Source organism: Chromobacterium sp. Panama, from assembly GCF_003052555.1.
In the GTDB taxonomy this organism is placed as follows: Bacteria; Pseudomonadota; Gammaproteobacteria; order Burkholderiales; family Chromobacteriaceae; genus Chromobacterium.
In genome coordinates this window covers 256268-282872 of sequence record NZ_QARX01000001.1, presented here as the reverse complement: position 1 = coordinate 282872, position 26605 = coordinate 256268, and the positions used below count along the sequence as shown (strand labels likewise).

The 26605-nt window shown below is 65.8% G+C and carries 24 protein-coding genes; 10 read left to right on the top strand and 14 right to left on the bottom strand.

The window, feature by feature from the left end:
* Positions 1-125: 125 nt before the first annotated feature.
* The 10 genes from tpx to DB032_RS01390 all read right to left on the bottom strand — a co-directional run bounded on the left by tpx (position 126) and on the right by DB032_RS01390 (position 11338).
* Positions 126-623 (bottom strand): thiol peroxidase, encoded by a 498-nt coding sequence (gene tpx, locus DB032_RS01435; RefSeq protein ID WP_043594076.1) that lies wholly within the window; start codon positions 621-623, stop codon positions 126-128.
* A gap of 98 nt (positions 624-721) precedes the next feature.
* Complete coding sequence (locus tag DB032_RS01430) at positions 722-1549, bottom strand: ABC transporter permease (protein ID WP_107797954.1); 828 nt, start codon at positions 1547-1549, stop codon at positions 722-724.
* Positions 1550-1589: 40 nt separating this feature from the next.
* Entirely contained in the window at positions 1590-2849 is a 1260-nt protein-coding gene (locus tag DB032_RS01425) for an ABC transporter permease (RefSeq protein ID WP_107797953.1), read from the bottom strand.
* A gap of 58 nt (positions 2850-2907) precedes the next feature.
* Positions 2908-3942: an ABC transporter substrate-binding protein gene (locus DB032_RS01420; RefSeq protein WP_107797952.1), complete on the bottom strand. Its 1035-nt coding sequence runs from the start codon at positions 3940-3942 to the stop codon at positions 2908-2910.
* Positions 3943-4007: 65 nt separating this feature from the next.
* On the bottom strand, positions 4008-5036 hold the full coding sequence (locus DB032_RS01415) for an ABC transporter substrate-binding protein (protein WP_107797951.1): 1029 nt from the start codon (positions 5034-5036) through the stop codon (positions 4008-4010).
* A gap of 68 nt (positions 5037-5104) precedes the next feature.
* Positions 5105-5914 carry a class II aldolase/adducin family protein gene (locus DB032_RS01410; RefSeq protein WP_199225789.1) on the bottom strand — a complete coding sequence of 270 codons (810 nt, stop codon included), beginning with the start codon at positions 5912-5914 and terminating at the stop codon, positions 5105-5107.
* A 78-nt stretch (positions 5915-5992) separates the two neighbouring features.
* A complete protein-coding gene (locus tag DB032_RS01405) occupies positions 5993-7033 on the bottom strand; it encodes an ABC transporter substrate-binding protein (protein ID WP_107797949.1) in 1041 nt (346 codons plus the stop codon).
* A 40-nt stretch (positions 7034-7073) separates the two neighbouring features.
* Positions 7074-8177 (bottom strand): ABC transporter ATP-binding protein, encoded by a 1104-nt coding sequence (locus DB032_RS01400; RefSeq protein ID WP_107797948.1) that lies wholly within the window; start codon positions 8175-8177, stop codon positions 7074-7076.
* 147 nt (positions 8178-8324) lie between these two features.
* Entirely contained in the window at positions 8325-8954 is a 630-nt protein-coding gene (locus DB032_RS01395) for a response regulator transcription factor (protein WP_107797947.1), read from the bottom strand.
* Positions 8951-11338 (bottom strand): transporter substrate-binding domain-containing protein, encoded by a 2388-nt coding sequence (locus DB032_RS01390; RefSeq protein ID WP_199225788.1) that lies wholly within the window; start codon positions 11336-11338, stop codon positions 8951-8953. Before DB032_RS01390 ends, DB032_RS01395 begins: the two co-directional genes overlap by 4 nt.
* A gap of 334 nt (positions 11339-11672) precedes the next feature.
* Here DB032_RS01390 and DB032_RS01385 point away from each other — a divergent pair, with 334 nt between their 5' ends.
* Positions 11673-12221 carry a cupin domain-containing protein gene (locus DB032_RS01385; RefSeq protein WP_107797945.1) on the top strand — a complete coding sequence of 183 codons (549 nt, stop codon included), beginning with the start codon at positions 11673-11675 and terminating at the stop codon, positions 12219-12221.
* 154 nt (positions 12222-12375) lie between these two features.
* Here the strand turns inward: DB032_RS01385 and DB032_RS01380 are convergent, their stop codons facing one another.
* The 3 genes from DB032_RS01380 to DB032_RS01370 form a co-directional block, all read right to left on the bottom strand.
* Positions 12376-13812 carry a sodium:solute symporter family protein gene (locus tag DB032_RS01380; RefSeq protein ID WP_107797944.1) on the bottom strand — a complete coding sequence of 479 codons (1437 nt, stop codon included), beginning with the start codon at positions 13810-13812 and terminating at the stop codon, positions 12376-12378.
* A gap of 331 nt (positions 13813-14143) precedes the next feature.
* Positions 14144-15364 carry a DUF2399 domain-containing protein gene (locus DB032_RS01375; RefSeq protein WP_107801597.1) on the bottom strand — a complete coding sequence of 407 codons (1221 nt, stop codon included), beginning with the start codon at positions 15362-15364 and terminating at the stop codon, positions 14144-14146.
* Between the two features lie 88 nt (positions 15365-15452).
* On the bottom strand, positions 15453-16496 hold the full coding sequence (locus DB032_RS01370; protein WP_158274205.1) for a GGDEF domain-containing protein: 1044 nt from the start codon (positions 16494-16496) through the stop codon (positions 15453-15455).
* A gap of 194 nt (positions 16497-16690) precedes the next feature.
* Here DB032_RS01370 and DB032_RS01365 point away from each other — a divergent pair, with 194 nt between their 5' ends.
* From DB032_RS01365 to kynA, 9 genes are all read left to right on the top strand, one after another.
* Positions 16691-17206 carry a GNAT family N-acetyltransferase gene (locus DB032_RS01365; protein WP_107797942.1) on the top strand — a complete coding sequence of 172 codons (516 nt, stop codon included), beginning with the start codon at positions 16691-16693 and terminating at the stop codon, positions 17204-17206.
* Between the two features lie 115 nt (positions 17207-17321).
* A complete protein-coding gene (locus tag DB032_RS01360; RefSeq protein ID WP_107797941.1) occupies positions 17322-17714 on the top strand; it encodes a hypothetical protein in 393 nt (130 codons plus the stop codon).
* Positions 17715-17786: 72 nt separating this feature from the next.
* Entirely contained in the window at positions 17787-19121 is a 1335-nt protein-coding gene (gene miaB, locus DB032_RS01355) for a tRNA (N6-isopentenyl adenosine(37)-C2)-methylthiotransferase MiaB (RefSeq protein ID WP_107797940.1), read from the top strand.
* Between the two features lie 84 nt (positions 19122-19205).
* Positions 19206-19493 (top strand): YciI family protein, encoded by a 288-nt coding sequence (locus tag DB032_RS01350; protein ID WP_107797939.1) that lies wholly within the window; start codon positions 19206-19208, stop codon positions 19491-19493.
* An 82-nt stretch (positions 19494-19575) separates the two neighbouring features.
* Complete coding sequence (locus DB032_RS01345; protein ID WP_107797938.1) at positions 19576-20562, top strand: PhoH family protein; 987 nt, start codon at positions 19576-19578, stop codon at positions 20560-20562.
* Positions 20543-21049 (top strand): rRNA maturation RNase YbeY, encoded by a 507-nt coding sequence (ybeY, locus tag DB032_RS01340; protein WP_107797937.1) that lies wholly within the window; start codon positions 20543-20545, stop codon positions 21047-21049. The genes DB032_RS01345 and ybeY overlap by 20 nt, the downstream gene beginning before the upstream one ends.
* 3 nt (positions 21050-21052) lie before the next feature.
* A complete protein-coding gene (locus DB032_RS01335) occupies positions 21053-21904 on the top strand; it encodes an HlyC/CorC family transporter (RefSeq protein ID WP_019102982.1) in 852 nt (283 codons plus the stop codon).
* Positions 21905-22173: 269 nt separating this feature from the next.
* Entirely contained in the window at positions 22174-23658 is a 1485-nt protein-coding gene (gene lnt / locus DB032_RS01330) for an apolipoprotein N-acyltransferase (protein ID WP_107801595.1), read from the top strand.
* Between the two features lie 162 nt (positions 23659-23820).
* The gene (kynA, locus tag DB032_RS01325; RefSeq protein ID WP_107797936.1) at positions 23821-24663 is read left to right on the top strand and encodes a tryptophan 2,3-dioxygenase; all 843 of its coding nucleotides are present in this window, start codon (positions 23821-23823) and stop codon (positions 24661-24663) included.
* A 168-nt stretch (positions 24664-24831) separates the two neighbouring features.
* On the opposite strand, the gene DB032_RS01320 is transcribed toward kynA, so the two are convergent.
* Complete coding sequence (locus tag DB032_RS01320) at positions 24832-26469, bottom strand: methyl-accepting chemotaxis protein (protein WP_107797935.1); 1638 nt, start codon at positions 26467-26469, stop codon at positions 24832-24834.
* Between the last annotated feature and the right edge of the window lie 136 nt (positions 26470-26605).

Sequence of the window (26605 nt, the reverse complement as noted above, 5' to 3'; positions counted from 1 at the left end):
GATTTAAAACCGCTGCGATGGATCCACTATAGGATTATTTTGACCTGATGGCGGATTGGCACCGGAGCCGGGACGCAAAAAACCCGCCGATTCGCACCGGCGGGTTTGGTCTGCGGCAACGTCGCTTACAGCGCGGCCAGCGCGGCGTCGTAGTTCGGCTCTTCGCCGATCTCGGCCACCAGCTCGCTGTGCAGCACCTTGTTGTCCTTGTCCAGCACCACCACCGCGCGGGCGGTCAGGCCGGCCAGCGGGCCGGAGGCCAGCTTGACGCCGTAGTCGGCGGCGAACTGCGGGTTGCGGAAGGTGGACAGGGTCACCACATTGTCAATGCCCTCGGCGCCGCAGAAGCGCTTCTGCGCAAACGGCAGATCGGCGGAAACGCAGAGCACCACGGTGTCGGCCAGCTTGGCCGCGCGTTCGTTGAACTTGCGCACCGACATCGCGCAGGTCGGCGTGTCCACGCTCGGGAAAATGTTCAGCACCTTGTTCTTGCCGGCGTAGTTGTCCAGTTTGACTTCGGCCAGATCGGCGGAGGTCAGGGTCAGGGCCGGGGCTTGCTGGCCCTTGGCCGGCAGCGCGCCAGCCACTTCAACCGGATTGCCGCGCAGAGTAACGGTAGCCATGTGGGAATTCCTCATTTGGTTTCAGGGGGTGAATGCCTCCTAGTGTGCGGCAGCTTGGCTGAAATTCAACCCCTCCCAAAGTAGGGCCAAGCCGGTATTCAGATCCCGGGCCGGCTGCGCAGCCGCTCGGCACGGCCGCGCAGCCACTCCAGCGTCAGCAGCATCAGCACCGAAAACCCGATCAACAGCGTGGCCGCCGCGGCGATGGCGGGGCTGAGGTTTTCGCGTATGCCGCCGAACATCGCCCGCGGCAGCGTCGCCTGGCCCGGCCCGGCGACGAACAGCGTCACCACCACCTCGTCGAAGGAGGTGCCGAAGGCGAACAGCGCGCCGGAAATCACCCCCGGCGCGATCAGCGGCAGCGTCACCTTGAAGAACACCCGCAGCGGCGACGCGCCCAGGCTGGCGGCGGCCCTTACCAGATTGCGGTTGAAGCCCTGCAACGTGGCGCTGACGGTGATCACCACAAAGGGCACGCCCAGCGCCGCGTGCAGCAGCACCAGCGTCAGATAGCTGTTGTCCATGCCCAGGGGCGCGAAGAACAGATAGCCGGCCACGCCGACGATCACCACCGGCACCACCATGGGCGAGATCAACACCGCCATCAGCAGGCCCTTGCCGGGAAATTCGGCGCGGGTCAGACCGACGGCGGCCAGCGTGCCCAGCGTCATCGCCAGCACGGTGGCCAGCGGCGCGACGATCAGGCTGTTCTGCAAGGCGCGCATCCACTCCGCCGAGGAGAAGAACTCCTGATACCAGCGCAGGGAAAAGCCGCTGAGCGGATAAACCAGGAAGGCGCTGGCGTTGAAAGACAGCGGAATGATCACCAGCACCGGCAGCACCAGGAACAGCAGCGTCAGGCCGCCCAGCAGGCGGTGCAGGTAAAACCACAGCCGTTCTTCCGGCAAGGTGTGATGGCTTGGCATCGGTTTGGCTCTCCAGTATCGGTTGGGTCCAGGCGGCGGTTCAGCCCAGCCGCAGCCGTTCGCTGCCCACCAGCCGGTGGTAGACCGCGTACAGCAGCAAGGTGGCCGCCAACAGCAGGCCGCCCAGCGCGGTGGCCATGCCCCAGTTGATGGTGGTGTTGGTGTAGAAGGCGACGAAATAGCTGACCATCTGGTCGTTGGGGCTGCCCAGCAAGGCCGGGGTGATGTAATAGCCTATGGACAGGATGAACACCAGCAGGCAACCGGCGCCCACCCCGGCCACGGTCTGCGGCGCGTACACCCGCCAGAAGCCGGCGAAGGGGTGGCAGCCCAGCGAGATCGCCGCGCGCAGATAGCTGGGAGAGATGCCCTTCATCACGCTGTAGATGGGCAGAATCATGAAGGGCAGCAGGATGTGCACCATGGCGATGTAGACGCCGACGCGGTTGAACACCAGCTGCAACGGCTGCTCGATCAGGCCCAGGCTCAGCAAGGCGGCGTTGATCAGGCCGCCGGACTGCAGCAGCACGATCCAGGCGGCCACCCGCACCAGCACCGAGGTCCAGAACGGCAGCAGCACCATGATCATCAGCAGATTACTGCGGCGCGTGGGCAGGCTGGCCAAGAGATAGGCCAGCGGATAGGCCAGCAGCAGGCACAGCGCGGTCACCACCAGGCTCATCCAGAACGTGCGGGCGAACACGCTCAGGTAAATGCCCTGATCCGGCATCGCGCGGCTGAGTTCGCCCAGGTCGTCGATGCGGTGATCCAGCGCCGCCAGCAGATAATACGGCGTGTAGGCGGACTGGTTGCGGCGTATCGCCAGCCAGTAGGCCGGGTCGCCCCAGCGTTCGTCCAGCTCGGTCAGCGCCTGCTTGAACGAGGCCGGCGCCGGCTCCAGCGGCAAGGCGCGCGAGGTCTTGCCCAGCAGGCTGCGGTAGCCGGGCACCTCCATGTTCAGCCGCTTGCCCAGATCGCCCAGCGTCTGGCGCTCGCCGGCCAGCCGCACATCGTCGGCCAGCGCGCGGTAAGCCGCCTCCGGCGGCAGCGATTTGCCGTCCCAGGCCGCCAGCGCCCGCACCGTGCGCGGCAGCGAACCCGCCACTTCCGGGTTGTCCACGCTGCGCAACAGCAGCGCGCCGATGGGCACGATGAAAGTCAGCAGCAAGAACAGCAGCAGCGGCGACACCAGCGCCAGCGACTTGAGCTTGCCCAGCCGCTCCGCCCGGGCCAGCCGCGCCTTCAGAGGCCGCTCGTCCGGCGCGGACGCGCGGGAATGGGATACCGTGGAAGCCGTCATGGCCTTACTCCGTTATGGCCGCCGAAAGGCGGCCTCCGCTAAATGAAGGATGAGCGCCCTACTTCGCCGCCCAGGCGTTGAAACGCTGCTCCAGGTTCTCCGCGTGGTCGGCCCAGAACTCCAGATTGATCTTCAGCGCGTCCTTGATGTTCTGCGGCGCGGTCGGCAAATCCGGCAGCTCGTTCTTGTCCAGCAGCGGAATCGCCCGCTTGTTGCTGGGACCGTAGGCGATGTTCTGCGAATAAACCTTCTGGTTTTCCGGCTTGCTGGCGAAGGCGATGAACTGGTAAGCCTGGTCGCGCTTGGGCGTGCCCTTGGGAATCGACCAGTAATCGAAGTCGTAGAGATTGCCGTTCCACACCACTTTCAGGTTCTTGCCCTCCTTGCGCGCCACCGCGATGCGGCCGTTGAAGGCGGAGCTCATCACCACATCGCCGGAGGCCAGGTATTGCGGCGGCTGCGCGCCGGCCTCCCACCACTGCAGATAGGGCTTGATCTGGTCCAGCTTCTTGAAGGCGCGGTCCACGCCGGCCGGCGTGCCCAGTGCCGGATAGACGTCCTTGGCGGCCACGCCGTCGGCCAGCAGCGCAATCTCCAGCGTGCCCTTGGCGCCCTTGCGCAGGCCGCGCTTGCCGGGGAATTTCTTCAGGTCCCAGAAATCCTTCCAGCCGGCCGGCGCGGTCTTCAGCTTGTCGGCGTTGTAGGCCAGCGCGGTGGACCAGACGAAGATGCCGATGCCGCAAGGCTGGGCCGCGCCGGGCACGAAGTCGGCCTTATTGCCGATGCGTGCGTAATCCAGCCGCTCCAGCAGGCCTTCGTCGCAGCCGCGCACCAATTCCGGCGACTCCACTTCCAACACGTCCCAGGACACGCTCTTGGTGTCCACCATGGCCTTGAGCTTGGCCATTTCGCCGTTGTATTCGCCGCTGACCAGCTTGAGCCCGCTGCTCTTCTGGAAGGGCGCGTAATAAGCCTTGGCCTGGGCGTCCTTATTGGCGCCGCCGTAGGAAATCACCGTCAAATCCTTGGCCGAAGCCGCGCCGGCCAAAGCCAGCGCGGCGCCCAGCAGCATGCATTTTTGTTTAAACGCCATCCTCATTCTCCTTGTTGACTGCATCGTGACGCCGGCCAGGCCGGCGTGGCTTTCAAAACCAACCATCAGCGCAGGGCCCAGGCATTGAAGCGCTGCTCCAGGCTTTCGCCGTGGTCGGCCCAAAAGTTGGAATCCACCCGTACCGCGCTTTGCAGATTTGCCGGCGCGGTGGGCAGTTCGAGTTGTCGCGCCGGCGCCAACAACGCCATCGCCTGGCGATTGATCGGGCCATAGGCCATCTGTCGCGAATACGCCGCCTGGGCTTCCGGCCGGCTGGCGAAAGCGATGAAACGCCTTGCCGCCGCGCCCTGTTGCGCGCCCTTGGGGATGGCCCAGTAGACAAAGTCATACAGGCTGCCGTCCCAAACTATCTTCAGATTCCGGCCCTCTTGCTGGGCCGAGGCGATGCGGCCGTTGTAGGCCGAGCTCATCGCCACGTCGCCGGAGGCCAGGTATTGCGGCGGCTGCGCGCCGGCTTCCCACCACTGGATATGCGGCTTGAGCTGGGCCAGCTTCTTGAAGGCGCGCTCCACGCCGGCCGGCGTGGCCAGCAGGCGATACACGTCCTTGGCGGCAACGCCGTCGGCCAGCAGAGCGATTTCCAAGGTGTATTTGGCGCTCTTGCGCATGCCGCGCTTACCGGGATAACGCTTCACGTCCCAAAAATCGGCCCAGCCGCGCGGCGCGGTCTTCAGCTTGTCCGCGCTGTAAGCCAGCACATTGGACCAGACGAAGAGGCCGATGCCGCAGGGTTGCAGCGCGCCATCAACCACCTCTGCGCGCGCGCCGGCCAGCGCCGGGTCCAGCTTTTCGAACAAGCCTTCGTCGCAGCCCCGCGCCAGCTCCGGCGCTTCCACCTCCAGCACGTCCCAGGACACGCTCCGCGCCGCCACCATCGCCTTGACCTTGGCCATTTCACCGTTGTATTCGCCGGCCAGCACCTTGATGCCGGTGGCGCGCTGGAAGGGCTGGTAATAGGCCTGAACCTGGGCCGCCTGATTGGCGCCGCCGAATGACACGATGGTCAGCGCCGGCGCCTGACTGGCCGCCAGCGCGGCGCAAGCCAGAAGCAAGGATTTACCGTGTATCGCCATGACCCCTACCTCCTTTACGTCAACGCCGCTTGCCCGCTGGCCCGGGCCGCGGCAGCCGCCCGTCCCGGTCAAAGTTTGTAGCCGGGATCGAGCCGGTCCAGCAGGCGCAGCAGCGCCGCCCAGGCCAGGTCGACGAACCTATCGTCCTTCAGCTCCCGCTCGCCCACCTCGCGCTCCGGCTCGTTGAACTGGCGCTCAGTCCGCCGGCAAACCGCCACGGACGGCAGGCGCAAGGCTCCGGCCGCCTGCGCGCTCAGCTGGATGTCGCAGGCCTTCTCCAGGTAGTACATGCGCAGGAAAGCCTGCTTGACCGTCTCCCCCACGGTCAGCAAGCCGTGGTTGCGCAGGATCAGCACCGGCTTGTCGCCCAGATCCCGCACCAGGCGCGCCTGCTCGTTGAGGTCCAGGGCGATCCCTTCGTAATCGTGGTACGCCGCCTTCCCGTAGAACTCCATCGACATCTGGTTCACCGGCAACAAGCCCTCCGCCAGCGCCGCCACCGCGCAGCCGGCCCGGGTATGGGTATGCAGCACGCACTGGGCATCCGGTCTTGCCGCGTGGATGGCGCTGTGGATGACGAAACCGGCCGGATTGACCAGGGCGTCGTTCTCGTCCAGCGCCCGGCCGTCGAGACCGATCTTGACCAGGCTGGACGCGGTGATTTCGTCGAACATCAGCCCGTAGGGATTGATCAGGAAATGGTGTTCCGGCCCTGGCAAGCGCACCGAGATGTGCGTCGAGATCAGATCGCTCATGCGAAAGTGCGCGATCAGCCGATAACAGGCCGCCAGTTCTCGACGTAGTTGCCGCTCCCCTTCCAACTCCACGGGCTGGGCGGCTTGCTGCGGGGCAGGGCTGAGCTTTGCTGAGCGTTCCATCATGACCTCGGTGTGTTGTGCATCCGCCCCCATCCGGGGGCCAACTGGCGACGCCGGCGGGCGCCGCGGCAACCGCGCTTACTTGGACTTGGCCACCCAGGCGTTGAAGCGCTGCTCGAGCTCCTCACTCCTGTCCACCCAAAACGCCGTATCCTCGCTCAGCGCCACAGCGAGATTCCGCGGCGAGGTCGGCAGATCCCGGCTCCTTGTCGCGTCCAGCATCTGGATCGCCTTGCGGTGGGTGACGCCGTAATCGATGGTGTCGGCATAGACTTTCTGATTGGCCGGCTGCGTGGCGAAGCGGATGAACTTCAGCGCGTCGTCCTTGCGCGGGCTGCCCTTGGGAATCGCCCAGTAGTCGTAGTTGTAAACCGAGCCGTTCCAGACCGCCTTCAGGTTCTTGCCTTCCTTCCTCGCTTCGGAAATGCGGCCGTTATAGGCCGAGCTCATCACCACATCGCCCGAAACCAGAAACTGCGGCGGCTGGGAGCCGGCTTCCCACCACTGGATGCTCGGCCTGAGCTGGTCCAGCTTGCGGAAGGCCCGATCGACGCCCGTCGGCGTGGCCAGCACCTTGTAAACGTCCTTCGGGGCGACGCCGTCCGCCATCAGCGCGAACTCCAGATTGTCCTGCGCGCCCTTGCGCAGACCGCGCTTGCCCGGGAAGGTCTTCACGTCCCAGAAATCCTTCCAGCCGGCCGGCGCCGTTTTCAGCTTGTCGGCGTTGTAGGCCAGGACGATGGACCAGACGTTCATGCCTATCCCGCAGCTTTGCACCGCGCCGGCGAGAAAATCCGCGGGCTTGCCGATCTTGCTGTAATCCAGCTTTTCGAACAGGCCTTCGTCGCAGCCGCGCGCCAGCGCCGCCGGTTCGACTTCGACCACGTCCCACGACACGCTGCGGCTATCCACCATGGCCTTGATCTTGGCCATCTCGCCGTTGTATTCCGCCCCGATCACCTTGATGCCGGTCTCCCGCTGGAAGGGGCGGTAATACGCCTTGTCCTGGGCGGACTTTCCCGCGCCGCCGAACGAGATCACGGTCACAGCGGCCGCCATGGCTTGGCCCGCGAAAGCCAAACCCAGGGCCGTGACGGCCAGCTTGATGCTTGCAGACATTCCAGGTCCTCCTGTGCAAAGGGAGCGGCGTCGCGCCTTGCTATTCGTGAACCAGCGGATCGAGCGCGCGCACATGCTCCACCTGCCAGCCCAGCGGCACCACGTCGCCGACGGCGAGCGTGGCGTCCAGTTCGGCGATGGCTTGTTTGACGAAGAAGTTGGGCTTGCCGCACACCTCCATGCGCACGCGCACGTGGTCGCCCAGGTAGATGAATTCGGCCACCCGGCCGGAGAAGCGGTTGTCGCAGCGCTCGCTATGGCCGTTGAGCAGGATGCGTTCGGGGCGGATGGACAGCGACACCGGGCTGCCGGCCTCGCCCACCTTCACCGCCAGCGCCGTCACCCTTTCGCCGCGCTCCAGTTCCACCAGGCAGCGCTCGCCGTCCTGGCTCAGCAGGGTGCCTGGCAAGCGATTGTTCTCGCCGATGAAGTTGGCGACGAAGGCGTTGTCCGGCCGCTCGTAGAGCTGGGCCGGCGCGTCGATCTGCTGGATTTCGCCCTGATGGAACACCGCCACCCGGTCCGACATGGTCAGCGCCTCGCCCTGATCGTGGGTGACGTAGACCACGGTGACGCCCAGCCGCTGATGCAGATGCTTGATCTCCATCTGCATGTGTTCGCGCAATTGCTTGTCCAGCGCGCCCAGCGGTTCGTCCATCAGCACCAGCTGCGGCTCGAACACCAGCGCGCGCGCCAGCGCCACCCGCTGCTGCTGGCCGCCCGACATCTGGCCCGGATAGCGGCCGGCGAAGGCGTCCAGCTGCACCATGGCCAGCGCCCGCTTCACCTTGTCCTGGATGTCCGCCTTGGAGACCCCGCGCACCGACAGCGGGAAGGCCAGGTTTTCCGCCACCGTCATGTGCGGGAACAAGGCGTAGTTCTGGAACACCATGCCGATGTTGCGCTTGTGCGGCGGCACCCGGTTGAGGGAGCGGCCGGCCAGTTGGATCTCGCCGCCGGTGGGGGTTTCGAAACCGGCCAGCATCATCAGGCTGGTGGTCTTGCCGGAGCCGGACGGCCCCAGCAGGGTGAGGAATTCGCCGCGGCGGATGTCCAGGTTCAGGTTTTTGACGATGAGGTTTTCGCCGTCATAGCTTTTCTGGACGTTGAGGAAGCGGACAAGCACATCGCTGGCTGCGGACATGGCGGCGACACCTGAAAGTGAATGCGTACGCCAACCATGCTAGGGAGCGCGGCGCGCGCCCGCCATCGGCGGACGGCGGATTTTGCCGTCGGGATAAACGGCGCGCGCTGTAGGGAAATTCTTAGTGCGCCGCAGCAGCCAAGCGCGTTAAAACAGCTGATGCTCGATCGCGTAGCGCACCAAATCCGCCAGCGACTGCGCGCGCAGCTTCTGCATCAGCCTGACCTTGTGGGTGCTGACGGTTTTGGCGCTGATCGCCAGCAGCTGCGCCACCTCGTTGACGTTGGCCCCCTGCGCCAGGCGCTGGAACACCTGGAACTCGCGCTCGGACAACTGGGCGTGCGGCGGCCGCTCGTCGCTGAGATTGACTTCGAACACCAGCCGGTCCGCCAGTTGCGGGTCGATGTAGCGGCCGCCGCCGGCCACCTTGCGGATCGCGGTCAGCAGCAGCGCCGGATCGCTGTCCTTGGTGGCGTAGCCGGCGGCGCCGGCCTTGAGCGCGCGCGCCGCCATCTGCACCTCGTCGTGCATGGACAGCACCAGGATGGCCGGCGGCTGCGCCAGCGCCCGCAAGCGCGGGATCACGTCCAGGCCGCTCAGGCCCGGCATGGAAATATCCAGCAGCAGCACATCGCAGGCGGCGGCGCGCAAGGCGTCGAACACCGCGGCGCCGTGGGCGGCTTCGCCGACCACTTGCAAATCGTCGGCCAGGCCGATCAACTGCTTGATGCCTTCGCGCACGATGGTGTGGTCTTCCGCCACAATCACTCTAATCATGTCTTCTCCTCCCCTTCATCCGGCCGCAAGGGCAGCCGGGCCGTCAAACTGCAGCCCTGTCCCGGCGCGCTGGCCACTTCCAGGCCGCCGCCGAACATCAGCAGGCGCTCGCGCATGCCCACCAGGCCGTAGGAGCTGCCCGCTTCCCCCGGCCGCCGCTCGAAGCCCTTGCCGTCGTCGATAATGCTCAGCACCAGTTCTCCCGGCAAGGCCTGCAAGTGCAGCGTCACCGTGTGAGCCTCGGCGTGGCGCATCACATTGGTCAGCGCCTCCTGCAACACCCGGAACAGGCCCACCGCCTTGGCGTCGTCCAGGCGCAGCGGCGTGTCCGGCACCAGTACCAGACAGGGTATGCCGCTGCGGGCTTCGAAGCGGCGCGCCTGCCACTCCACCGCCGAGGCCAGGCCCGCGTCCAGGATGGGCGGCCGCAGCGCGGTGGCCACGTCGCGGACCAGGGCGAAGGTCTGGGCGATCAGCTTCTTGATGCTGGCCAGCCGCTCCGCCGCCGCGCCCTCCGGCCGCCCCAGGCTCAGTTCCAGCATCGAGGTTTCCAGCTTGAGCACGGTCAGCACCTGGCCCAGCTCGTCGTGCACCTCGCGCGCGATATGGGCTTTTTCCTCCTCGCGCACCGTTTCGAGGTGGGCGGCCAGATCGCGCAGCATGGCGCGCGACGCGCTCAGCTCCAGTTCATTGCGCTTGCCGGCGCTGATATCCCACAGGATGCCATCCCACACCATGCCCGTCGCGCCGTGGCGGCGGGCGCTGGCGCGCAGATCGGCCCAGCGCTCCGCGCCGTCCCGGGTCAGAATCCGGCCCTGCCAGCTCCAGTCGCGCTGCTCGCGCCAGGCGGCTTGCCAGCTGTCGCGCAGCGCCGCGGCGTCCTCAGGGTGCGCCAGCGCTTGCAAGCCCTCCGGCCGCGCCAGCAAGTCCGCGGCCGGGTAGCCGGTCAGCGCCAGGCTGGCCTCGCTGACGAAGGCCAGCCGCGGGTCTTCCGCCGCGTCGGCGCGCTCCAGCCGGAACACCAGGCCCGGCACATTGCCGGCAATGCCCTTGAAACGCGCCTCGCTCTCCCGCAGGGCGGCGCGCGCCTGCCGCTTTTCGGTGACGTCGTGCATAAAGGCCACCAGGTAGTCGGCGCCGCCGAAGCGCAGAAAACTGAGCGAGACGTCCAGCGGCAGGCTGCCGCCGTCGGCGCGCAGGCTATCGGTTTCAAACTGCAGCAGGCCCCGGCTCCGCGCCCGGCCCCACAAATCCAGCCAGCCGTCCATGTCCAAGCCCGGCTGGAAGCGAGACAGCGGCTGCCCCACCGCCTCCGCCTCCGCGCACCCCAGCATCGCCAGCGCGGCCTGATTGGCGTAACGCAGCCGGCCTTCCCAGTTCAGCCACAGAATGCCCACCGTGCTGTGATCCACCGAGAACTGGGTCAGCCGCAAGGCCTCGGCGCCGGCTTCCCGCTGGGCCAGCGCCTGCCGCGCCGCCGCCAGCGCTTGCCGCGACTGCCGCTGCTGCCGGCCCTGCCACAGCAGCGCGCCGGCCAAGAGCAGGATGAGCAGCAGCGAGACCTGGCTCAGCCTGCGCCAAAACGGCAGGCTGTCGGCCAGCGGCGTCGGCTCCGCCTGCACCCAGCGCGTGTAGAGATGGCCGCGCTGCGAGGCCGGCAGCGCGCTCAAGGCCCGGTCCAGCAGCATCGCCAGCTGCGGCCAGTCCTGCCGCGACGCCACCCGCAGCAGCCGAGTGGCGCCGCTGTCGCCCACCGCGCGCAAGCGCGAGAATTCCGGCTCGCGCAGCAGCTGGTTCAGCTGCGCCTCGTCCACCACCGCGTAATCCGCCCGCTGCTGCTGCACCTGCTGCAGCGCGTTGCGGTCCGAGCCGGCCGGCAAGCGCCGCAAGGCCGGATAATTGGCGGTCAGAAAGGCCGCCGCCGCGCCCGGTTCGAGCACCGCCACCCGCGCGCTGTCCGGCAGTTGTTCCAGTTCCAGCGCCGCCGCCGGCTCGCCGCGCCCGACCAGTTTGTAGGGGATGCGCAGGAAAGGGCCGGAAAACAGCCAGTAACGCAAGCCGGCCGGGGTTTGTTCCAGACCGGGCGCGACATCCACCCGCCCCGCCCGCGCCGCCGCGCTCAACTGCGTCTTGTTCGGATAGAAGGTCCAGGCCAGTTTGAGGCCCAATTCGGCGGCCAGCCGGTTCATCAGTTCCACATGCGCGCCGCTCAGCGCCTGCCGGCGCGCGTCCAGCACCGCGTACGGCGCTTGCGGCACCACGCCCACGCGCAGCACCGGGTGCCGGCTCAGCCAGTCCCGCTCCGCCGTCGACAGGCTCAGCGCCCAGCTCGCCGGCGCCAGCCATAGCGCCGCCCATCCCGCCATCCACAATAAGGCTCTCAATGCGTCTCTCCGGCGCGCCGGACGGCGCGCATGCCACCATACTGTGGCAGCGCGGCGACGCTGTCTAAAAAATCAAACACAAAGCGGGAAAGTCTGTGGCAAGCGACGCAGGCGACGGGCCTGGCGGGACGGCGACGGGAGGATTGAGAACGCGGGCAGACGCGGCGACGGCCCGGAGAATGGTTCCAGGCTTCGAAAATGCGCCGCCGCCGGCCGGAAAACGCGAATTGCTCTGCATCGCCGGCGGCGACATCAGTATACTGTGACGCTATTCGAAAAATTGTCGAAAATACTAAGCAGAGGCCGACAAGGGCACGCCACCGAGGTTACAGGCATGGATATTGGATTACGCGTCAAACAAGTGCGCGAGCACTTCGCGCTGTCTCAACGCGAGCTGGCGAAACGGGCCGGCATGGCCAACGCCACCATCTCGCTGATAGAACAGAACCGGGTCAGCCCGTCCATCAGTTCGCTATTGAAGCTGATTCAGGGTTTCCCCATGACGCTGACCGAATTCCTGACCTTTGGCGAACCGCCGCCCAGCGACCCTTACACCTTCCGCCGCGAACAACAGCCGGATCTGGGCCGCGACGGCCTGAAGCTGCTGATCATCGGCGCATCCAATCCCAATCGCCAGATGCGCATGCTGCGCGAGCTGTATTCGCCGGGCGCGGACACCGGCAAGGAAATGATCACCCATCCGGAAGGCGAGGAGTGCGGCGTGGTGGTGCGCGGCAGCGTGGAGCTGACCGTGGACGGCCACATCAGCATCCTCTCCGCCGGGGACGGCTATTACTTCCCCAGCACCCTGCCGCACAAATTCCGCAATATCGGGCCGGACGAGGCGGAGATCATCAGCGCCAACACCCCGGCCAACTTCTGATAATCCGTTTACGATCCGCTGCGCGTCGAGGACGCCTTACATGGTGAGTACGGCTTCGAAATGCTCATCTACCGTATGGCCGTTCCGCGTTCTCGGCCGCTTTCGCCTTGTATCGCCTTGGCTCGCGAGATCGTAAACAGGCTCTAAGGCCGGGTCAGGCCCGGCCCATCCCCGCCAAAGCCTGCCGTCCCAGCCGCTGCGGCAGCAGGCTGCCGGCCACCATGCCGACAATGCTGAAGCCCAGGCCCACCAGCTGCGGCGGCCAGAACGGATCCGCCGGGCCGAACCAGTCCAGCGCCAGCCAGCTGCCCAGGCCCAGCGCGATGGCCAGCAAGGCGCCCTGCGGCGTGGAACGCTTCCAGAACAGGCCGGCGAACAGCGGCGCCACCGCCGACACCAGCGTCACCTTGTAGGCGTTGCCCACCATCTCGTAGATGGTGGCGTCGGACAAGAGCGCGAACACCGTGGTGACGATGGCCAGGCCCACCACGGTCAGCCGCATCGCCAGCAGGAACTGGCGGTCCGACATCACCGGGATGAAACGGCTGAGCACGTTCTCGGTAAAAGTCACCGACGGCGCCAGCAAGGTGCCGGACGCGGTGGACATGATGGCGGACAGCAGCGCGCCGAAGAACATCACCTGCGCGAACAGCGGCGTGCGCTCCAGGATCAGGCTGGGCAGAATCATCTGCGCGTCCTGCTGCATCCAGCGGCTCACCATGGTCGGGTCGATCAGCGTGGCGGCGAAGCCGATGAAGATGGGCAGCATGCAGAAGGTCAGGTACAGGCCGCCGCCGACGATGGACGCGCGCGCGGCGACGTTCTCGTTCTTGGCCGACATCACCCGCTGGAAAATATCCTGCTGCGGAATGGAGCCCAACATCATGGTCAGCAAGGCGCCGACGAAGCCGACCACGTCCTTGGGCGCCATGCTGGGAATCATGGTGAACTTGTCCTGCGCCGCCGCGTGCTGCAGCACCTTGACCGGGCCGCCGGCCATGTCGCCGATCAGCCAGGTCAGATAAAGCAGGCCGGCGACGATCACCGTCATCTGGAAAAAGTCGGTCAGCGCCACCGACCACATGCCGCCGAACAGCGTGTACACCAGCACGATGCCCGCGCCCAGCAACATGCCGGTGTTGGCGCTGATCGCGCCCTGGGACAGCACGTTGAACACCACGCCCAGCGCGGTCAGCTGCGCCGCCACCCAGCCCAGGTAGGAGGCGATGATGCACAGCGACACGAACAGCTCCACATTGCGGCCGAAGCGCTGCTTGTAGAAATCGCCTATGGTCAGCAGATTGAGCCGGTACAGCGGCCGCGCGAACAACAGGCCCACCAGCACCAAACACATCGAGGAGCCGAACGGGTCTTCGACGATGCCGGCGAAGCCCTTGTCGATGAAGGTGGCCGGAATGCCCAGCACCGCCTCCGAGCCGAACCAGGTGGCGAACATCATGGCGGTGACGATGGGAAACGGCAGGCTGCGGCCGGCCACGGCGAAATCGCGGGCGTTGCGCACCCGGGTGGCGGCGTAGAGGCCGATGCCCACGGACAGCAGCAGATAGACGACGACGAAGCCAATCAACATGGGAAGGATATTCCTCTTCTTCTGGCGGCGCGCGCACGCGCCAAAACGGCGGCCCAAAAGCAAGAGGCCGGCGGGGGTGCCTGACACCCCGCCAGCCTCTCTCAATTCCTGAAAACCCTGATATCTTGCCTTTGCCATCAAGGGTTTGGGGGGCGATGATAACGCAGCTTTTTCCCGCTGTGTACCCATCGCCGGGCAGTTTTTTCACACCCGCCCCAATTTGCCCGAATGTCATTGCCGGCGCGCCGCCGCCCGCCGGTATTTTCCGCCGCCCGCCCGTCGGCCAAGCCGGATTTCCACGCCCGTTTTCAGCGGGCCGGACGGCCGGCGCTCAGTCCCCCCAGTCCTCGATGAACAGCGCCTCTTGCTCCACCTTGCACTGCTTCTCCTGCATCTCCATCGCCAGGCCGTGCAGCAAGGGCGGCAGGCCGCCGCCCATCAGGCGCGCCAGCTGCGCCTGCTCCGCCTCGCTCAAGGGCTGGGCGCCGTTGGCCAGGGTCAGTTGCTCCGGCTGCATCCGCCACGGCGACCACGGCCGTCCGGCCTGCTCCGCCACCTGGCCGGCGGCCATGGCGACGGCGATGCCGGACGGGGCCAGGTCGCAGGCGATCTGCACCGGCACCCGCAGCAGGGTCAATAAATGGCGCACCGCCTCGCGCCAGCGCTGATGCGGCTGGCCCGGCACCCAGATGGTCAGCACCGGCAGCGCCTGCTGGCTCAGCGTCTGAAACACGCTGAGATTCTCCACGATGCGCACGCTGCGGATCGCGCCTTCCACCGCGCTCACGCTCATCAAAGCCTCCGGCCCCAGGGCCACGCCTTGTTGCAGCAAGGCGGCGGACAGCAGGCACTGCTGCCCGGCCCACAGGCCCAGCGGCCCGGACAGGAAGACGTGCGGGGTGTGACGGGCGATGCCGCAGGCTTCCAGATCGATGCCGAATTCCGCCAGCCATTGCCGGTCCGCCGCGCCGAAAGCTTTGCTGCGTCCCAGCGCGCGCTGCGAAAACTGGCGCTCGGTGCCCCAGCAGCCGTCCAGCAGCCATTGGTCCAGCGCCTGGGCCAGCTTCAGCCGGCGCTCCAGCGTGGAGGATTGCAGATGCGGGCTCAGGCTTTCCGCCAAGCCCAACAGCAGCGGATGGCGCGGCTGCCAGCCGCGCCACAGCTCCACCACCTCGGTCTGGGGCCGCGCGTCGGCCATGCCCAGCAAATGGCGCAGGCCGTACATGTCCAGCCATTGCACCCAGAACGGTTCCAGCTGGCTGAGGCGCAGGCCGGTTTCGGCGTGCAGCTCAACCTCGCACCAGCCGGCCTCCAAGAGCCGGCGCAGCAGGTTCGCCGCCAGGGCGTGACTGTCCGCCAGCGCGAGCAGGCTGCTCCAGCGCATGCGATTGCGGCGCGATTTGAGCCAGCCGTCCACCAGTTCCTGCTCCTCCTGGCTCAGCAACAGCGGCTGCGGCGCGGCCTGCGGCGTCAGCAGCAGATTATGGCCGCGCGCGCCCAGCGGGGTGCGGCGAACGGAATCGGGATCGATCTGGGACAGCCAATGCGACATAGCGGGCGACTCGGTGAAAAGGCGGATGAGGAATAGACCATTTTTCCGCCAGAAATTCAATGCCGCGCCGCGTATCGGGAGCCGGCCCTCAAGCCGCTTGCCAGGCGATCACCCGGTCCCGGCCACCGGCCTTGGCCTGGTACAAGGCCTGATCCGCCCGGTGAAAAGCCTGCTGCAGCCCGCCGTTCCCCACTTGGCAAACGCCGGCGCTGACCGTCACCTGGCCATGGGAAAAGGGCGCGGCGCGCACCTGCTGGCGAAAACACTCCAGCCGCGCCTGCCCCGCCGCGTCGCTGCGCGCCGCCAGCAGCACGCCGAACTCCTCGCCGCCGATGCGGCCGTAAATCTGATCGTGGAAGGTCTCGGCCAGCAAGGCGCTGACATCGCGTATCGTCTGATCCCCCACCGCGTGGCCGTGGGTGTCGTTGATGCACTTGAACAGATCAATATCGATGATGGCCAGATAGAAGGCGATGTCCTCGTGCCCCAGCGCGTATTCCGCCTGTTGCAAAAAGGAGCGCCGGTTGGGCAGGCTGCTCAGCGAATCGTAAAAGGCCTGCCGCCGCAGCTTGTTCAGCAGCAGGTGGTTGCTGCGCAGGGTCTGCACCACCTGCACATGCACCAAGACCATGCCGCCGATGATGAGGGCCAGAAAGCCGAAGCCGTAAATCGTTTGTTCGCCGCCCAAACGCAGAAACACCCGCGCCGGGTCGAACACCAGCAGCAACAGCCCCCAGAAGCTCAAGGTGTGCCATACGCTGGACATGCTGATCGACATCACCAGCGCGGACACGCCCAGCGTCGGCAACAACAGGAATTCGCCGTAGCCGCCGGCATCCAGCGCGCGCTTCATCGCCAGGCAATAGCCAATGGCGAACAAGACCTGCCACAACAGCAGGGAACGGCCGCGCCGCGCCCAGATCTGCAGCAGGATCAGTCCGCCCAGGCCCAGGCCCACCGCCAGAAACATCCATCCCGGCACCATGCCGCCGTACAGGCGGCGCACCAGCAGAAAGCCCAGCGCGGCCAACACCCCCACCCCCTGAAAGCCCAGGCTGCGCCATTGGAAGGCGTCGATCAGATAAGCGTCGAAATCTTGTTCCAGCGGCCGCACCGGCGCAGGTATCGTCATCGCATCATGCTCCCGCCCACACGCGTCTGACATCGCGTCTTGCTGTGGTATAGGCGCCTGGACCGCCCCCATGCAATCCTCTCCGGGGCCGGCTGGCCCCCCGCTCTCCCGGAGGCTATAATCGCCGCCTTCGACACCGCGCGGCTCCGGCCGCGCGCTTTGCTTTTTGTCTTCCATGGATTGGCCCGCACCCGATGTCCGCAGTCTGTCGCCGGCAGGACGCCATTGTCCTGCGCCCGATGCAAGTTCAAGATTTTCCCGCCGTGCTGCAAGTTCAGCAACACTGCTATCCGCCGTCGCTGATCGAGAGCCGGGACGCGCTGGCCTCGCGCCACCGCCTGTCGCCGGACACCTGTTGGGTGGCGGAGCGTCCCGGCCAGCTGCTGGGCTATGTGTTCGCCCATCCCTGGACCGCCGGCCGGCCGCCCAGCCTCAACCGCCCGCTGGAGAGGCTGCCGGACGCGGTGGACACCCTGTTCATCCACGATCTGGCGCTGCATCCGGACGCGCGCGGCCACGGCCTGGGGCCGCGGCTGGTGCAAACCGTGCTGGGCCAGGGCCGGCGGCGCGGGCTGCGCCAGGCGCGGCTGGTGGCGGTTCAGGGCGCCGCGCGCTATTGGAAACGCTTTGGCTATCAGCCCTGCGCGCGCGACGATTACACCCGCCGGGCTTACGGCGAAGACGCGGTCGGCATGCGGCGCGCCTTGTGAACGCAGGGTGAACGCGGGCCGCGTCGGCGCGCCAAAACGCCTATGCTGCAAGGAAGATTTGGCCAGCCCCATGGCCAAGCTATGATAGAATCGCGCGCAACGTATTCAATTCCTTATGAAAATACTCATAGTCGCCCTTTGCGCGGCATGGCTCGCCGCCCCGGCCCTGGCCGGCCGTTTGCTGCCGATGGAACTGAAGGCCGGCACGGTCCGCGCCGCTAACGACGCCACCATCGAGTTCGTCAAGAAAGACCGCTCCTTGCTGGAAAGTCTGCTCGGCATCTTCATCCGCTCCGAGCGCCAATTCCCGTTGGCGCCCGGTCTGCGCATCTTCGACGAGAACAACCGCTTCCTGCTGCGCGGCCAACTGGACAATCTGGAAGGCCGGCCGGTGGGGGTCACCTTCAATATGCAAGGCCAGATCAACCGGATCTGGGTGCTGCGCCCCGAGGAAGTGGACTTGCTGAAGCAAAGGGAAGCCGAAGCGGCCGCCCAGCCGTCCCAATAAACTCAGCCGCTCGCGGCGCGCTTGTCGGGTCCGGCCCGGCGGCGAACTGAAACACGCTGGAATCTAGCTGCAATGAAAAAGGTATACATCAAGACGTTCGGCTGCCAAATGAACGAGTACGACTCGGACAAAATGGCCGACGTGCTGTCCGACTCCGAAGGCATGATCAAGACGGACAAGCCGGAAGAAGCCGACATCATCCTGTTCAACACCTGTAGCGTGCGCGAAAAGGCGCAGGAAAAAGTGTTTTCGGACCTGGGCCGCATCCGTCCGCTGAAAGAGGCCAAGCCCGATCTGATCATCGGCGTCGGCGGCTGCGTGGCGTCGCAGGAAGGCGAAACCATCGTCAAGCGCGCGCCTTACGTCGACGTGGTGTTCGGCCCGCAAACCCTGCACCGCCTGCCGGACCTGATCAAGTCGCGCCAATCCAGCGGCAACTCCCAGGTGGACATCTCCTTCCCGGAAATCGAGAAGTTCGACCACATCCCGCCGGCCAAGGTGGAAGGCGGCGCGGCTTACGTGTCCATCATGGAAGGCTGTTCCAAGTATTGCTCCTTCTGCGTGGTGCCCTACACCCGCGGCGAGGAAGTCAGCCGCCCCTTCGACGACGTGCTGACCGAAATCGCCGGTCTGGCCGTCCAGGGCGTCAAGGAAATCACCCTGCTGGGCCAGAACGTCAACGCCTATCGCGGCATGATGGCCGACGGCGAAATCGCCGACTTCGCGCTGCTGCTGGAATACGTGCACGAAGTGCCGGGCGTGGAGCGCATCCGCTTCACCACCAGCCACCCGCGCGAGTTCAGCCAGCGCATCATCGATTGCTACGGCAAGCTGCCCAAGCTGGTGTCCCATCTGCACCTGCCGGTGCAAAGCGGCGCCGACCGCGTGCTGGCCGCGATGAAGCGCGGCTACACCGGCCTGGAGTACAAATCCATCATCCGCAAGCTGCGCGCGCTGCGGCCGGATCTGTGTCTGTCGTCCGATTTCATCGTCGGCTTCCCCGGCGAGACCGAGGCCGACTTCGAACAGACGCTGAAGCTGGTCAAGGACATGGAAGTCGACTTCAGCTACGTGTTCATCTACAGCCCGCGTCCGGGCACGCCGGCGTCCAATCTGCCGGACGACACCCCGCACGCGGAAAAAGTGCGCCGGCTGGAAGCCCTGAACGAGGTGATCGAGGCCAAGGGCTTCGCCATCAACCAGGCGATGGTGGGCACGGTGCAGCGCGTGCTGGTGGAAAGCGTGTCCAAGAAGGACGCCGCCATGCTGGCGGCGCGCACCGCCAACAACCGCGTGGTCAACTTCGCCGGCCACCCGCGCCTGCTCAATCAGATGATTGATCTGCGCATCACCGAAGCCCGCCCCCACTCGCTGGTGGGCGAGGCGCTGATCGCGGAAACCGCCTGAGCATGACGCCCGTCCGCCATTTTTTCGCGCCGGCCGCCGCGGGCCGGCGTATGCTTGGCGCTTTCCCTTCACGCTAACGCCGCCATGTTCATTGTTTCGCTAAGCTACATCGCCCCGCTGTCCGACATCGACGCGCAGCTGGAAGCGCACGTCGCCTGGCTGCGGCAGGGCTACGCCGCCGGCCTGCTGCTGGCCTCCGGCCGCAAGACGCCGCGCACCGGCGGCGTGATCCTGGCGCGCGGCGAACGCGCCGAGCTGGAAGCGCTGCTGGCGCGCGACCCCTTCGCCGTCGCCGGCCTCGCCCGCTACGAAATCACCGAGTTCCACGCCAGCATGAGCGCGCCGGAACTGGATTGTCTGCGGAACATTTAATGAACGCCGCAGCCCTAACCCTTGTCCATCGGCCGTCCCGCCCCGCGGCGGGCCGCCGACAACGACCCAGACTACGAGCCGCATGACTACATCGCACGCCGAACCCCTGAGCTTCAACCCTGTCGACAATGAACGGCTGGCCCGCCTGTGCGGCCCGCTGGACGAAAACCTGAAACAGATAGAAACCGGCCTGGACGTGACGGTGCAGCGCCGCGGCGAAAGTTTCCGCGTCCAGGGCGAACAGGCCAAGACCGCGGTGGAGGCGCTGACCCGGCTCTATCTGCTGGCGGAAAAACAGGAGCTGTCGATAGACGACGTGCAACTGTGCCTGGTGGAACTGCGCCGCCACGCGCCCCACGGCGCCGCGGCCGCGACCGACGACGAAGACGCGCCGGTGCTGGTGACCCGCCGCGGCGATCTGCGCGGCCGCACGCCGCGCCAGAGCCGCTACATCAAGGCCATCCAGCAACACGACATCACCTTCGGCATCGGCCCGGCCGGCACCGGCAAGACCTATCTGGCGGTGGGCTGCGCGGTGGACGCGATGGAGCGCGACGCGGTCAAGCGCATCGTGCTGGTGCGCCCGGCGGTGGAGGCCGGCGAGAAGCTGGGCTTCCTGCCCGGCGACCTGGCGCAGAAAGTGGACCCGTATCTGCGGCCGCTGTACGACGCGCTGTACGATCTGATGGGTTTCGACCGCGTGACCCGGCTGTTCGAAAAGAACCTGATCGAGATCGCGCCGCTGGCCTATATGCGCGGCCGCACGCTGAACAACGCCTTCATCATTCTGGACGAGGCGCAGAACACCACGCCGGAGCAGATGAAAATGTTCCTGACCCGCATCGGCTTCGGCTCCAAGGCGGTGATCACCGGCGACGTGACCCAGATCGATCTGGCCCGCCATCAGAAAAGCGGCCTGGTCGAAGTGGAACGCATCCTGGACAAGGTCCGCGGCATCCATTTCCACCATTTCCAGAGCGACGACGTGGTGCGCCACCCGCTGGTGCAGAAAATCGTCGACGCCTACGACCAATACCAAAGCAAGCAAGATGAAAAGAGCCAAGCGTAACCCGCTGCTGGCGCGGCTGGCCGCGCGCCTGGAACTGAGCCTGGACGTGCGCAGTCAAACCGCCGCGCTGCCGAGGCCCGCCGATCTGCGCCGCTGGAGCCAGGCGGCGCTGCAAGCCGGCGTCAAACAGGCCCAGGTCAGCATCCTGATCGTGGATGCCGACGAAGGCCGCCAAATGAACCATGACTACCGCGGCAAGGATTACGCCACCAATGTGCTGAGCTTCGCGCTCAACGAGGGCGAGCCGGTGCCCGGCCTGCCCTTGATCGGCGATCTGGTGCTGTGCGCGCCGGTGGTGGAAAAAGAGGCGGCCGAGCAAAACAAGCCGCTGCAAGCGCATTACGCCCACCTGCTGGTGCACGGCATGCTGCACCTGCAAGGCTTTGACCACGAACAAGACGACGAAGCCGAAACCATGGAGGCGCTTGAAACCGTCATCATGCAGAGGCTAGGATATCCCGACCCTTATCGAGAGGAGCAGTTCTAAGAAATGGAAGACCCCAGTAAACCGCGGCCGACTTGGCTGGAACGCCTGTCCACCATGTTGCTGCGCGAGCCGGAAGATCGCGAAGAGTTGATCGAGCTCTTGCACAACGCCTTCGAGCGCAATCTGCTGGACGCGGAAGCGCTCGGCATGATCGAGGGCGTGCTGGAAGTCAGCGAGCTGACCGTGCGCGACGTGATGATTCCGCGCAGCCAGATGAACGTGATCAGCTGCGACGACCCGATCACCCGCTTCCTGCCGATGGTGATCGACTCCGGACACTCGCGTTTTCCGGTGATAGGCGACAGCAAGGACGACGTGCTGGGCATTCTGTTGGCCAAGGAACTGTTGCGCTATTTCCACGCGCCGGCCAGCTTCGACTTGAAGGCGGTGCTGCGCCCGGCGGTGTTCGTGCCGGAGTCCAAGCCGCTGAACGTGCTGCTGCGCGATTTCCGCGCCACCCACAATCACATGGCGGTGGTGGTGGACGAATACGGCGGTGTGTCCGGCCTGGTGACCATCGAGGACGTGATCGAGCAGATCGTCGGCGACATCGAGGACGAATACGACACCGAGGACGACGAGGAAGACATCCTGCCGGTGCGCGGCCATCAACGCTACCGGGTCAAGGCGCTGACCGAGATCGAGGACTTCAATCATTACTTTGAAACCGATTTCGAAGACGACGACGTCGACACCGTCGGCGGCCTGGTGATCTCGCTGACCGGCCACCTGCCCAAGCGCGGCGAGGCGGTGGAAGCCGCCGGCCTGCGCTTCACCGTGCTGCGCGCCGACAACCGCCGCGTCGACACCCTGCTGGTGGAGCGGATTCAGGCCGGGGAAACCAGCGAGGTCTGAGAAGCGGCGCACCTTCCGCTTCGCGGCGGAGGCCTGGCTTGAGCACGGCTGAGAAACGCCCATGCGCCGCCTGCGCATTGCGCTTTCCCAGCCGTTTCGGCCTTGTCTCGCCCACGCTCGCAAGAGCGTGAACAGACGCTGAACGCCGCTGCCGGAAGCCGGCGGCCGGATTGGGCTTGGAGCCCGCGCCGCCCGCTCCTAAGATGAAGATCAGCTATTTGACAATCCGTCGGCCGGCTTTTGCCGGCCGGCTTCGCCTGATGCCTACCATGCGCACTTTACTGGTCCTGCTGGCAGCCGCCTTGGCTGGCAGCCTCACACTGTTCGCCTTCGCCCCCTATCGGCTATTCTGGATCATGCCGCTGTCTTTGGCGGCGCTGGCCGACCTGACTCAACGCCACCCGCAGCGCGCGTTCTGGATCGGCTATGTCTGGGGTCTGGCCGCCTACACCAGCAACTTCAACTGGATCTACAACAGCCTGCACGACGTGGCCGGCCTGCCGGCCTGGATCGCCCTGCCGCTGGTGCTCTTGCTGCCGGCCTATCTGGCGCTCTACCCGGGCCTCGCGATGTGGCTGAGCGCCCGCGTCACCGCCAAGCCGTGGCAGCGCTGGCTGCTGGCCTTCCCGGCGCTGTGGGAACTGGGGGAATGGCTGCGCGGCTGGGTGCTGACCGGCTTCCCCTGGGCCGCCGCCGGCTACTCGCAGATCACGGAAAGCCCGCTGGCCGGCTATACGCCGCTGGGCGGCTCCCACCTGGTCACCTACCTGGTGGCGCTGTCCGCCGGCGCGCTGGCCTTGATGGTCCACAGCGGCTGGAAGATGCGCGCCGGCCTGCTGGTCGCCGCGCTGGCGGTGTGGGGCAACGGTTTCTGGCTCAAGAGCGTGGAATGGACCCAGCCGCAGGGCAAGCCGATCAGCGTGGCGCTGGCCCAGGGCAATATCGCTCAGGAACTGAAATGGTCGCCGGAAAACCTGGAAGAATCGCTGCGCGTGTATTACCAGCAAGTGGCCACCACCCGCGCCGACCTGATGCTGCTGCCGGAAACCGCGCTGCCGCTCTTCCTCGACGACCTGCCGTCCGGCTATCTGAGCATGATGGAAGGCCAGGCCCAGCGCGCCGGCATGGCGCTGGCCACCGGCGTGCCGCGCCGTACCAACGACGGCCGCGGTTATTTGAACGCGGTGGTGGCGCTGACCACGCCGGGCCGGCCTTTCTTCGCCAAAGACCATCTGGTGCCCTTTGGCGAGTTCATCCCGGTGCCCGGCCTGATCGGCTGGATCTACCAGTTCATGAATATGCCGATGTCCGGCTTCAGCAGCGGCGGGGTCAATCAGCCGCCGCTGGCGCTGGCCGGCGAGAAGATCGCCTTCAACGTCTGCTACGAGGACAGCTTCGGCGAAGAGCTGACAGGCCCGGCCTCCCAGGCCAGCATCATGGCCAACGTCAGCAATCTGGCCTGGTTCGGCAAGAGCGTGGCGATGAGCCAGCACCTGCAGCTGTCCCAGGCCCGCGCGATGGAAAACGGCCGCTACATGCTGCGCGCCACCAATAACGGCATGACCGCCATCATCCGCCCGGACGGCGAAATCGCCGCGGTGGCCGCGCCCTACACCCGCCAGGTGCTGCAGGGCTTCGCCCAGGGCCGCCAGGGGCTGACGCCCTATATGCGCCACGGCAATATGCCGGTCTTGATAGGCTGCGCGGCGCTGCTGCTGCTGGCCATGCTGCTGGGCCGCAAACACCGGCCTTGAACGGTCCCTCCCCTTGCTAACGCGCGATGTTTCCACACCGGAACATCGCGCGTTTTGACATTCGGCCCCGGATTCCCGATCATCATTCGCCGGCGACGCGAAACCGGTCCCGTACCGGACACACACCAAGAAACGACGCGCCGCCTCTACAAGGGAAACACCATGAACGAGAGAAAACTGGAAGCCGGGATCGTCACCAACTTTTCCGAGCGCATGAGCTACGGCGGCTATCTATGCCTGGACGAGCTGCTGGCCTGTCAGAAACCGCTGTCCAACCCGCCGCATCACGACGAGCTGCTGTTCGTGATCCAGCATCAGACATCGGAATTGTGGATGAAGTTGATGCTGCACGAGCTGCAGGCCTCGGTGCGCTTCGTCCAGCAGGACACGCTGGGCCCCAGCTTCAAATGCCTGGCGCGGGTCAAACAGATCCAGCGTCTGCTGTTCGAGCAATGGGCGGTGCTGGAAACACTGACGCCGTCGGAATACATGGAATTCCGCGACGTGCTGGGCAATTCCTCCGGCTTCCAGTCGCATCAATACCGCTCCATCGAATTCCTGCTGGGCAACAAGAACCAGGCGATGCTGAACGTGTTCGCCCACGAAGCGGACAAACACGCTTCGCTGAAGGCCATCCTGGACGCGCCCAGCCTGTACGACGAATTCCTGCGCCATCTGGCGCGGCGCGGCCTGCCGGTGCCGGCCTCCAGCCTGGAACGCGACTGGTCGCAGCCCTATCAGCGCAACCCGGAACTGATCCCGCTGTTCAAGTTGATCTACGATCAGCCCCAGCAGCACTGGGAAGCCTATGAGATGGCGGAAAAACTGGTGGACGTGGAGGAATACTTCCACCTGTGGCGCTTCCGGCACATGAAGACGGTGGAACGGGTCATCGGCTTCAAGCAGGGCACCGGCGGCTCCAGCGGCGTGCGCTTCCTCAAGCAGGCGCTGGAGCTGACCTTCTTCCCGGAACTGCTGGACGTGCGCACCGAGATCGGCCGCTAAGAGCCTGCTTACGATCGGCTGCGCGTCGCGACGCGTTGCACGGTGAGTACCGCTTCGAAACGCTCATGCAGTAAACCCGCATTCGGCGTTCTCAGCGGTTTTCACCTTGTCTCGCTCTCGCCCGCGAGATTTCGAATCGGCTCTAAGGCCGCCTAGCGCGCCGCCGGCTCAACAGCGGAAGCGCGACACCAGCCCGCGCAGATTGCCGGCCAGCTGGTTCATGTCCGCCAGCGCCGCCGAAGCGGTGGACGCCGCCTGCGCGTTCTTGCTGGAGCTCATTGCGATCTGTTCGACGTACTGGGCGATGTCCTGGCTGGCGGTGCCCTGCTCCTTCAGCGCGTGGGAAATATCGTTGACCACGCCCAGCACCCCGCCGGCGCTCTGACGGATCTCGCCCACCGCCTCGCCGCCCTGCTCGGCCAGTTCCAGGCCGTTCTTGGCGCGCCGCACCGCCTCTTCCATCGAACCGTGAGACTGGGTGGAGCTTTGTTGGATCTCGGCGATCATGCCGGCGATCTCCTCGGTGGCCTGGGCGGTGCGTTCGGACAGCTTGCGCACCTCGTCCGCCACCACCGCGAAGCCGCGGCCCTGCTCGCCGGCGCGCGCCGCCTCGATCGCCGCGTTCAACGCCAGAAGATTGGTCTGATCGGCGATGTCCTTGATCACCTGCATGATGCCGGAGATCACTTGCGCCTTGTCCACCAGCTCGTTGATGGTGCCGGCGGCCAATTCCACCGATTCATTGATGCGGCGCATTTCCGCCACCGCGCGCGAAATCACCTCGCTGCCCTGCTGCGACGATTCGCCGGATTGCTCGGACAGATTGCGGGCATCCTGAGCGCGGTCGGAAATATGGTTGATGCTGACGGTCAGTTCTTCGATCGACGCCGCCATCGAGGTGGCCGCCTCGCTTTGCTTCTCCGAACCGTTGGCCACTTCGCTGGCGTGGCTGCTGACGTCGGCGCTCATCTCCGACACCCGGCTGGCCGCGGCGGCGATGTCGCCCACCAGCTGCCGCAACTGCCCCTGCATGCCGGCCACATTGGCCAGCAGGCTGTCGCGGTCGCCGGCTTTCACCGGCACGTCCATATCCAGCTGTCCGGCGGCGATGCGTTTGACGATGTCCACGGTGACCGCCGGCTCGCCGCCCAGCTGGCCCAGCACGCTGCGCATGATGTAACCGCCGAGACCGGCCAGCAGCAGCAGGATCACGCCGACTTCCAGCGCCAGGTTGAACAGCGATTTGTGATAGGCGGCCGCCACATCGTCCAGATAGATGCCGGTGCCCAGCACCCAGCCCCAGCCGGGCGAGGTCATCAAATAGGAGATCTTGGGCTGCGGCGCGTCGAAGCCCGGCTTGTCCCAGACATAAGCGGCATAACCCTTGCCGCCGCCGGCGCTCAGCGCCTGGTCGAACAACTGGCCCATGTCCTGGCCGCTGCCCTCCTTGACCCCGTGCAGATTCTTGCCGATCAAGGCCGGCTTCACGCCGTGGGCGACATAGGTCAGGCCCTTGTCGAAGGCGAAGAAATATTCGCGCTCGTCGTAACGCATGCTGCTCAGCGCCGCCGCCGCCAGTTGCTTGGCCTGCGGCTCGCTCATCTTGCCGTCCGCCGCCATCTTCTCGTAGGACGTCACCAAGGCCGCCGCCGATTCCACCAGATTGCGCGTCTTGTCCTTGCGGTCCAGCAACATGGTGTCCCGCTCGCGCATCACCGACAACACGCCTATCGCCGTCACCAGCAGGGCCATCGCCACCAAAAGCAGCAGCAAACGGCCGCGCAGGCTCATTGTTGTTTTGTTCATTTCCATCTCCCCACACCTTGTTAGCTTATTCTAGACAGCGCTGATCGCTCTTTTTATGCGATTAATCCCAGTTTGATACATTTCGATGAAAAATATCAACAGCATAAAAAAAGCCCGGATCGCTCCGGGTTTCAAC